The sequence below is a fragment of the Serratia sp. CY44782 genome (assembly GCF_052168715.1).
GTDB lineage: Bacteria > Pseudomonadota > Gammaproteobacteria > Enterobacterales > Enterobacteriaceae > Serratia > Serratia nevei.
Map to the genome: position 1 here is coordinate 366216 of NZ_JBJNME010000007.1, position 10032 is coordinate 376247.

5 protein-coding genes are annotated in these 10032 nt (G+C 57.6%); 4 read left to right on the top strand and 1 reads right to left on the bottom strand.

The window, feature by feature from the left end; translation table 11 throughout:
* Nucleotides 1-119 precede the first annotated feature (119 nt).
* The 4 genes from aceE to acnB all read left to right on the top strand — a co-directional run bounded on the left by aceE (nucleotide 120) and on the right by acnB (nucleotide 9439).
* Nucleotides 120-2783: a pyruvate dehydrogenase (acetyl-transferring), homodimeric type gene (aceE, locus tag ACJ8HT_RS15945; protein WP_004937495.1), complete on the top strand. Its 2664-nt coding sequence runs from the start codon at nucleotides 120-122 to the stop codon at nucleotides 2781-2783.
* Between the two features lie 13 nt (nucleotides 2784-2796).
* Nucleotides 2797-4671 (top strand): pyruvate dehydrogenase complex dihydrolipoyllysine-residue acetyltransferase, encoded by a 1875-nt coding sequence (gene aceF / locus ACJ8HT_RS15950; RefSeq protein WP_197652994.1) that lies wholly within the window; start codon nucleotides 2797-2799, stop codon nucleotides 4669-4671.
* 233 nt (nucleotides 4672-4904) lie between these two features.
* Nucleotides 4905-6329 (top strand): dihydrolipoyl dehydrogenase, encoded by a 1425-nt coding sequence (gene lpdA / locus ACJ8HT_RS15955; protein WP_004937500.1) that lies wholly within the window; start codon nucleotides 4905-4907, stop codon nucleotides 6327-6329.
* Nucleotides 6330-6841: 512 nt separating this feature from the next.
* Nucleotides 6842-9439: a bifunctional aconitate hydratase 2/2-methylisocitrate dehydratase gene (gene acnB / locus ACJ8HT_RS15960; RefSeq protein ID WP_033635927.1), complete on the top strand. Its 2598-nt coding sequence runs from the start codon at nucleotides 6842-6844 to the stop codon at nucleotides 9437-9439.
* 72 nt (nucleotides 9440-9511) lie between these two features.
* On the opposite strand, the gene ACJ8HT_RS15965 is transcribed toward acnB, so the two are convergent.
* Nucleotides 9512-9802 (bottom strand): hypothetical protein, encoded by a 291-nt coding sequence (locus ACJ8HT_RS15965; RefSeq protein ID WP_241234243.1) that lies wholly within the window; start codon nucleotides 9800-9802, stop codon nucleotides 9512-9514.
* Between the last annotated feature and the right edge of the window lie 230 nt (nucleotides 9803-10032).

Here is a 10032-nt window from a genome sequence, read left to right on the forward strand (position 1 = left end):
GGTACTTAGTTAAGTACTTAAGCGGCAACTAAACTGATGGGCCTGTCTTCGTGTGTTTTTGCACAGAGCACAGGAAGACAGGCTCCAAACAAACCATTAGACAGATAAGGAATACCACCATGTCAGAACGTTTAAACAATGACGTGGATCCGATCGAAACCCGCGACTGGCTGCAGGCGATCGAATCGGTCATCCGTGAAGAGGGTGTTGAGCGAGCTCAGTTTCTGATTGATCAGGTATTGGGAGAAGCCCGCAAAGGCGGCGTTAACGTTGCGGCCGGTGCTGCAGCGCACAACTACGTCAACACCATCGCGGTAGAAGACGAACCGGCCTACCCAGGCAACCTGGATCTGGAACGCCGCATTCGTTCAGCGATCCGTTGGAACGCGATCATGACCGTTCTGCGCGCATCCAAAAAAGACCTGGAGCTGGGCGGCCACATGGCTTCCTTCCAGTCTTCCGCGACCTTCTATGAAGTCTGCTTTAACCACTTCTTCCGCGCACGCAACGAGAAAGACGGCGGCGACCTGGTGTACTTCCAGGGCCACATCTCTCCGGGCGTTTACGCGCGTGCCTTCCTTGAAGGCCGCCTGACCGAAGAACAAATGAACAACTTCCGTCAGGAAGTGCACGGCAACGGCCTGTCCTCTTACCCGCATCCTAAGCTGATGCCGGAATTCTGGCAGTTCCCGACCGTATCCATGGGCCTGGGCCCAATCAGCGCCATCTATCAGGCGAAGTTCCTGAAATACCTGGAACACCGTGGCCTGAAAGACACCTCTGAGCAGACCGTTTACGCCTTCCTGGGCGACGGCGAGATGGATGAGCCGGAATCCAAAGGCGCCATCACCATCGCGACCCGCGAGAAGCTGGACAACCTGGTGTTCGTCATCAACTGTAACCTGCAGCGCCTGGACGGCCCGGTTACCGGCAACGGCAAGATCATCAACGAACTGGAAGGCATCTTCTCCGGCGCAGGCTGGCAGGTGCTGAAAGTGATCTGGGGCGGCCGTTGGGACGAGCTGCTGCGTAAAGACACCAGCGGTAAACTGGTTCAGCTGATGAACGAGACCCTGGACGGCGACTACCAGACCTTCAAATCCAAAGACGGCGCTTACGTGCGCGAGCACTTCTTCGGCCGTTACCCAGAAACCGCGGCGCTGGTCAAAGACATGACCGACGACGAAATCTGGGCGCTGAACCGTGGTGGTCACGATCCGAAGAAAATCTTCGCTGCACTGAAAAAAGCGCAGGACACCAAAGGCAAACCGACCGTTATCCTGGCCCACACCATCAAAGGTTACGGCATGGGTGAAACCGCGGAAGGTAAAAACATCGCTCACCAGGTGAAGAAAATGAACATGGAAGGGGTTCACCACTTCCGCGATCGTTTCAACGTGCCGGTTGCCGATGCTGATATCGAAAAACTGCCGTACATCACCTTCGAGAAAGATTCCGAAGAGTACAAATACCTGCACGAACGTCGCCAGGCGCTGAAAGGCTACGTGCCGACTCGTCTGCCGGAGTTCACCCAGAAGCTGGAAATGCCGGCGCTGGAAGATTTCAGCTCGCTGCTGGAAGAGCAGAACAAAGAGATCTCCACCACTATCGCCTTCGTGCGTGCCCTGAACGTGATGCTGAAGAACAAGTCGATCAAAGATCGCCTGGTGCCAATCATCGCCGACGAAGCGCGTACCTTCGGTATGGAAGGTCTGTTCCGTCAGATCGGTATCTACAGCCCGAACGGCCAGCAGTACACTCCGCAGGACCGTGAGCAGGTTGCTTACTACAAAGAAGACGAGAAAGGTCAAATCCTGCAGGAAGGCATCAACGAACTGGGTGCAGCCTCTTCCTGGCTGGCCGCAGCGACTTCCTACAGCACCAACGATCTGCCGATGATTCCGTTCTACATCTACTACTCGATGTTCGGTTTCCAACGTATCGGCGACCTGTGCTGGGCAGCGGGCGACCAACAGGCGCGCGGCTTCCTGATCGGCGGGACCTCGGGCCGTACTACCCTGAACGGCGAAGGTCTGCAGCATGAAGATGGCCACAGCCACATTCAGTCTCTGACCATCCCTAACTGCATCTCTTACGATCCGGCTTACGCGTACGAAGTGGCGGTGATCATGCACGACGGTCTGGTGCGCATGTATGGCGACAACCCAGAAAACGTGTACTACTACCTGACCACGCTGAACGAAAACTACCACATGCCTGCGATGCCGCAGGGTGCGGAAGAAGGTATCCGCAAGGGTATCTACAAGCTGGAAACGCTGGAAGGCAGCAAAGGCAAGGTACAGCTGCTGGGCTCCGGCGCCATCCTGCGCCACGTGCGCGAAGCTGCGCAGATCCTGGCGAAGGACTACGGCGTGGGTTCCGACACCTACAGCGTGACCTCGTTCACCGAACTGGCGCGCGACGGCCAGGATTGCGAGCGCTGGAACATGCTGCACCCAACCGAAACGCCACGCGTGCCTTACATCGCTCAGGTGATGAGCGACGCGCCGGCGGTAGCTTCTACCGACTACATGAAACTGTTCGCCGAACAGGTTCGTACTTATGTGCCGGCCAGCGATTATCGCGTACTGGGCACCGACGGCTTCGGTCGTTCGGACAGCCGCGAAAACCTGCGTCACCACTTCGAAGTCGATGCATCCTACGTGGTGGTTGCTGCTCTGGGTGAACTGGCTAAACGCGGTGAGATCGAAGCTTCTGTGGTTGCCGATGCAATCAAGAAATTCGACATCAACCCGGAAAAAGTTAACCCGCGTCTGGCCTAAGAGGTACTGAATAATGTCTATCGAAATCAACGTACCGGACATCGGTGCAGATGAAGTCGAAATCACCGAGATTCTGGTGAAGGTCGGCGATAAAGTTGAAGCGGAACAATCGCTGATCACCGTGGAAGGCGACAAGGCTTCCATGGAAGTGCCATCCCCGCAGGCGGGCGTGGTGAAAGAGATCAAAGTGGCGGTCGGCGATAAAACCGAAACCGGCAAACTGATCATGATCTTCGAAGCGGCAGGCGCAGCGGAAGCTGCACCGGCGGCGAAAGCGGAAGAAAAACCGGCGGCAGCTGCTGCTGCCCCGGCCGCCGCTGCGGCCAAAGACGTTGCCGTGCCGGACATCGGCGCTGACGAAGTCGAAGTGACCGAGATCCTGGTGAAAGTGGGCGACAAGGTGGAAGCCGAGCAGTCCCTGATCACCGTGGAAGGCGACAAGGCTTCCATGGAAGTCCCTGCGCCGTTCGCGGGCACCGTGAAAGAGATCAAGATCGCGACCGGCGACAAAGTGAAAACCGGTTCCCTGATCATGGTGTTCGAAGTGGCCGGCGCCGCTTCCGCTGCGGCCCCGGCTGCGGCGCAAGCCCCTGCCGCCGCTGCAGCGCCTGCGGCCAAAGACGTCGCCGTGCCGGATATCGGCGGTGACGAAGTCGAAGTGACCGAAGTGATGGTTAAGGTGGGCGACAAGGTTGCCGCCGAGCAGTCTCTGATCACCGTGGAAGGCGACAAGGCCTCCATGGAAGTGCCTGCACCGTTCGCGGGTACCGTGAAAGAGATCAAGATCGCGACCGGCGACAAAGTGAAAACCGGCTCCCTGATCATGGTGTTCGAAGTGGAAGGCGCTGCGCCTGCCGCTGCCGCCGCTCCAGCCGCTAAAGCGGAAGCTGCGCCGGCTCCGGCCGCCGCTAAAGCCGCCGCTCCGGCTGCGAAAGCTGACGACAAAGGCGAGTTCGCCGAGAACGCGGCATACGTGCACGCGACCCCGGTCATTCGTCGTCTGGCGCGTGAATTCGGCGTTAACCTGGCGAAAGTGAAAGGCACCGGTCGTAAAGGCCGCATCCTGCGCGAAGACGTTCAGACTTACGTGAAAGACGCGGTGAAACGCGCTGAAGCGGCTCCGGCCGCTGCCGGCGGCGGTCTGCCAGGCATGCTGCCATGGCCGAAAGTGGACTTCAGCAAGTTCGGCGAGATCGAAGAAGTCGAAATGGGCCGCATCCAGAAGATCTCTGGCGCGAACCTGAGCCGCAACTGGGTGATGATCCCGCACGTGACTCACTTCGACAAAACCGACATCACCGATCTGGAAGCGTTCCGCAAGCAGCAGAACGAAGAAGCGGCCAAGCGCAAGCTGGACGTGAAGTTCACGCCTGTCGTGTTCATCATGAAAGCTGTTGCTGCCGCTCTGGAGCAGATGCCGCGCTTCAACAGCTCGCTGTCCGAAGATGGCCAGAAGCTGACGCTGAAGAAATACATCAACATCGGCGTGGCGGTAGATACCCCGAACGGCCTGGTGGTTCCGGTGTTCAAGGACGTGAACAAGAAGAGCATCACTGAGCTGTCTCGCGAACTGATGACCATCTCCAAGAAAGCGCGCGACGGCAAGCTGACCGCGGGCGAAATGCAGGGCGGTTGCTTCACCATCTCCAGCCTGGGCGGCATCGGGACGACTCACTTCGCGCCGATCGTCAACGCGCCGGAAGTGGCTATCCTGGGCGTCTCCAAGTCTGCGATGGAGCCGGTCTGGAACGGTAAAGAGTTCATGCCGCGCCTGATGATGCCGATGTCGCTGTCCTTCGACCACCGCGTTATCGACGGTGCCGATGGTGCGCGCTTCATCACCATCATCAACAACATGTTGTCCGACATTCGCCGTCTGGTGATGTAATGCAAAAGGGGCGCAGCATGCTGCGCCCCTGACGATTCAGTAGCAGTTTTGTCGGATTTTGCACAACTCGACAAAATTGTTGAGACACGGGTCACTCGAACACGCTTTGCAGATTATTAACAATTCTGTAAACTGCTCGCGGTGTAAGCGTCCCGGTGGATGAAGGGCGTTATGAGATCGATTAGCAATAAAAATGACGTCTGACCCGCCGGACAATCAATTAAGAGGTCATGATGAGTACTGAAATTAAAACTCAGGTCGTGGTACTTGGGGCGGGCCCGGCAGGTTACTCTGCAGCCTTTCGTTGCGCTGACTTAGGTCTTGAAACCGTTCTGGTTGAACGTTATTCCACTCTGGGCGGGGTTTGCCTGAACGTGGGATGTATCCCTTCCAAAGCACTGCTGCACGTTGCCAAAGTGATCGAAGAAGCCAAAGCGCTGGCCGAACACGGCATCGTTTTCGGCGAGCCGAAAACCGACATCGACAAAGTGCGCGTCTGGAAAGAAAAAGTCATCACTCAGCTGACCGGCGGTCTGGCTGGCATGGCGAAAGGCCGTAAAGTTAAAGTGGTCAACGGCCTGGGCAAGTTCACCGGCGCTAACACCCTGGTTGTGGAAGGCGAAAACGGCCCAACCACCATCAACTTCGACAACGCCATCATCGCTGCAGGTTCTCGTCCGATCCAACTGCCATTCATTCCTCATGAAGATCCACGCGTGTGGGATTCTACCGATGCGCTGGAACTGAAAACCGTCCCAGAGCGTCTGCTGGTTATGGGCGGCGGCATCATCGGCCTGGAAATGGGCACCGTATACCATGCGCTGGGTTCACAGATCGACGTCGTTGAAATGTTCGATCAGGTCATCCCGGCGGCAGATAAAGACGTGGTGAAAGTCTTCACCAAACGTATCAGCAAGCAGTTCAACCTGATGCTGGAAACCAAAGTGACCGCGGTAGAAGCCAAAGAAGACGGCATCTACGTCACGATGGAAGGTAAAAAAGCGCCGGCAGAACCACAGCGTTACGACGCGGTGCTGGTGGCGATCGGCCGCGTGCCGAACGGCAAACTGCTGGATGCCGGCAAAGCCGGTGTTGAAGTTGACGAGCGTGGCTTCATCAACGTCGACAAACAGCTGCGCACCAACGTGCCGCACATCTTCGCTATCGGCGACATCGTCGGTCAGCCGATGCTGGCGCACAAAGGCGTGCACGAAGGCCACGTTGCCGCGGAAGTTATCGCCGGCATGAAGCACTACTTCGATCCGAAAGTGATCCCATCCATCGCTTACACCGAGCCGGAAGTGGCATGGGTGGGTCTGACCGAGAAAGAAGCGAAAGAGAAAGGCATCAGCTACGAAACCTCCACCTTCCCGTGGGCGGCTTCCGGCCGTGCGATCGCTTCCGACTGTGCAGACGGCATGACCAAACTGATCTTCGACAAAGAAACTCACCGCATCATCGGTGGCGCGATTGTCGGCACCAACGGCGGCGAGCTGCTGGGTGAAATCGGTCTGGCTATCGAGATGGGCTGCGACGCGGAAGACATCGCGCTGACCATCCACGCTCACCCGACCCTGCACGAATCCGTGGGCCTGGCGGCGGAAATCTACGAAGGCAGCATCACCGATCTGCCTAACCCGAAAGCCAAGAAGAAGTAATTCTGCTGGCTGACCGGTTAACAAGCGGCTCCTGAAAAGGGGCCGTTTTTTTGCTCAAACTCAGAAAGCGCTATTTTTGTGGCCACTGCGCCAAATTCCGATCCTCCTGCTTATATCCATTCTAATTATATGGATATAATGCCCTGCTAGTCCGGCAGCCGATTACGCTGCGCTCAACGATTCAGCAAAGATTTAATGTTGCTTTTATGTGAACGAATTAACAACCGTTTCAAATCCTGATATGCTGGCTGAGCGGAACCGGGCACTGTACCTTACAGTCCAGGACATCGACAGCAGTGCCCCGTCAGGATAGATGGCATCTATATCGCCGTGCGCTCTACCCATCAGTCTTTCATGCTGTAACGCTGTTTGACCGTGCTTGTTTGCCCCAATCACCGTTTCGGGGCCTTTACGGGCCGTTCGCCTAGCCACAGAGTGAAACCCCAAGGGTATAAACCCGGTTTGCATATACGCCAGGCACAATAAATGACAATGAGAGCGAGGAGAACGTCGTGCTAGAAGAATACCGTAAGCACGTAGCCGAGCGTGCTGCTGAGGGCATCGCCCCTAAGCCGCTAGACGCCACCCAAATGGCCGCGCTGGTCGAACTACTGAAGAATCCGCCAAAAGGCGAAGAAGAATTCCTGTTAGACCTGCTGATTAACCGTGTTCCACCGGGCGTCGACGAAGCCGCCTACGTCAAAGCAGGTTTCCTGGCGGCCATCGCCAAAGGCGAAGCGACATCCCCCCTGGTTACCCCCGAGAAAGCCATTGAACTGTTAGGCACCATGCAGGGCGGCTATAACATTCACCCGTTGATCGAAGCGCTGGACAACGAAACGCTGGCGCCCATCGCCGCGAAAGCGCTGTCCCACACGCTGCTGATGTTCGACAACTTCTACGACGTGGAAGAGAAGGCTAAGGCCGGTAACCCGCACGCCAAGCAGATCATGCAGTCCTGGGCCGACGCCGAATGGTACCTGTCGCGCCCTGAGCTGGCAGAAAAGATCACCGTCACCGTGTTCAAAGTCACCGGCGAAACCAACACCGACGACCTTTCCCCGGCGCCGGACGCCTGGTCGCGCCCGGACATCCCGCTGCACGCGCTGGCGATGCTGAAAAACGAACGTGAAGGCATCGTGCCGGATCAGCCGGGCAGCGTCGGCCCAATCAAACAGATCGAGCTGCTGAACAAGAAAGGCTTCCCGCTGGCCTACGTCGGCGACGTGGTCGGCACCGGTTCTTCCCGTAAATCCGCCACCAACTCCGTGCTGTGGTTTATGGGTGACGACATCCCGCACGTGCCGAACAAGCGCGGCGGCGGCGTGGTGCTGGGCGGCAAGATTGCGCCTATCTTCTTCAACACCATGGAAGATGCCGGCGCCTTGCCGATCGAAGTGGACGTGTCCGAGCTGAACATGGGCGACGTGATCGACGTTTACCCGTACAAAGGTGAAGTGCGCAACCACGAAACCGGCGCGCTGATCGCCAACTTCGAACTGAAAACCGACGTGCTGCTGGATGAAGTGCGCGCCGGCGGCCGTATCCCGCTGATCATCGGCCGCGGCCTGACCACCAAGGCACGCGAAGCGCTAGGTCTGCCGCACAGCGACGTGTTCCGTATCGCCAAGCCGGTTGCCGCCAGCAGCAAAGGCTTCTCGCTGGCGCAGAAAATGGTCGGCCGCGCCTGCGGCGTCGCCGGCATTCGCCCTGGCGAGTACTGCGAACCGAAGATGACCTCCGTCGGTTCTCAGGACACCACCGGCCCGATGACCCGCGATGAGCTGAAAGACCTGGCCTGCCTCGGCTTCTCCGCCGATCTGGTGATGCAGTCGTTCTGCCACACCGCCGCGTACCCGAAACCGGTCGACGTGACCACGCACCACACGCTGCCTGACTTCATCATGAACCGCGGCGGCGTCTCGCTGCGTCCGGGCGACGGCGTGATCCACTCCTGGTTGAACCGCATGCTGCTGCCTGACACCGTCGGCACCGGCGGCGATTCCCACACCCGCTTCCCGATCGGCATCTCCTTCCCGGCCGGTTCCGGCCTGGTGGCGTTTGCCGCCGCGACCGGCGTGATGCCGCTGGATATGCCTGAGTCGGTGCTGGTGCGCTTCAAAGGCAAAATGCAGCCGGGCATCACCCTGCGCGATCTGGTGCACGCCATCCCTTACTACGCGATCCAGCAAGGCTTGCTGACCGTCGAGAAGAAGGGCAAGAAAAACATTTTCTCCGGCCGTATTCTGGAGATCGAAGGCCTGCCGGATCTGAAGGTTGAGCAGGCGTTTGAGCTGACCGATGCCTCCGCCGAACGTTCCGCCGCCGGTTGTACCATCAAGCTGGACAAGGCGCCGATCGAAGAGTACCTGAACTCCAACATCGTGCTGCTGAAGTGGATGATCTCCGAAGGCTACGGCGATCGCCGTACGCTGGAGCGCCGTATTCAGGGCATGGAAAAATGGCTGGCGGATCCGCAGCTGCTGGAAGGCGATGCGGATGCGGAATACGCGGCGGTGATCGACATCGATCTGAACGAGATCAAAGAGCCGATCCTGTGCGCGCCGAACGATCCTGACGATGCGCGCCTGCTGTCTGACGTGGCCAACAGCAAAATCGATGAAGTGTTCATCGGTTCTTGCATGACCAACATCGGCCACTTCCGCGCGGCCGGCAAGCTGCTGGATCAGCACAAGGGCCAGCTGCCGACCCGTCTGTGGGTGGCGCCGCCAACCAAGATGGACGCGGCTCAGCTGACCGAAGAAGGCTACTACAGCGTCTTCGGCAAGAGCGGGGCGCGCATCGAGATCCCGGGCTGCTCGCTGTGCATGGGCAACCAGGCGCGCGTGGCGGACGGTGCGACGGTGGTCTCCACCTCGACCCGTAACTTCCCGAACCGTCTGGGCACCGGTGCCAACGTCTATCTGGCGTCTGCCGAACTGGCTGCGGTTGCGTCCCTGCTGGGCCGCCTGCCGACGCCGGACGAGTACCAGACCTATATGGCGCAGGTCGACAAGACGGCGGCGGATACCTACCGCTATCTGAACTTTGACCAACTGGGGCAGTACACCGAAAAAGCCGACGGCGTGATCTTCCAGACCGCGGTTTAATTCAGCGTCAATCCCAAGCAGCGGGGCCCTTTCCAGGGCCCCGTTTTTTATTTTACGTTCAAAGCCAGCCCGCTATTTTTTGAATATTTCCACGTGGATATCTTTGTGATCGCTCTCTTGCCCGGTGGCGGAGATGATGCGATAGAAGCAATCCTTCCCATCCAGCCCGCTGAGTTCATTACATTTCTTATCAACCTCTGAGGAAATATATTTATGGCCGACGGTAGGCACGCCGGTCTGCTGAATGGAGAGATCGCCGAGTTTGGTGTAGTTGGCGGATTCTTCAAGGGTGATTTGTTTGGCGGCGAACGCCGATGCAGAGAACATCATGCTCAGTGCGATAAGGGAGGTTATGTATTTCATGGCACACATCCTGATCGTGGTGATAGGTATGAATGAGGTGAGAACACCTCTGGCCGCTGGTGAACATAATTAGAGCTCCTTTATTTAAAAGCTAATCGATATTGAGGGGATATCAATAAAGCCGTGTCGCGCCAGGAATCAGTAACTTATTTATTTTAAAGGGAAATCATAATCCCGATAAAATCGTGACATACATCTCCACGGTATTTACATGATTCAAATAAATAACC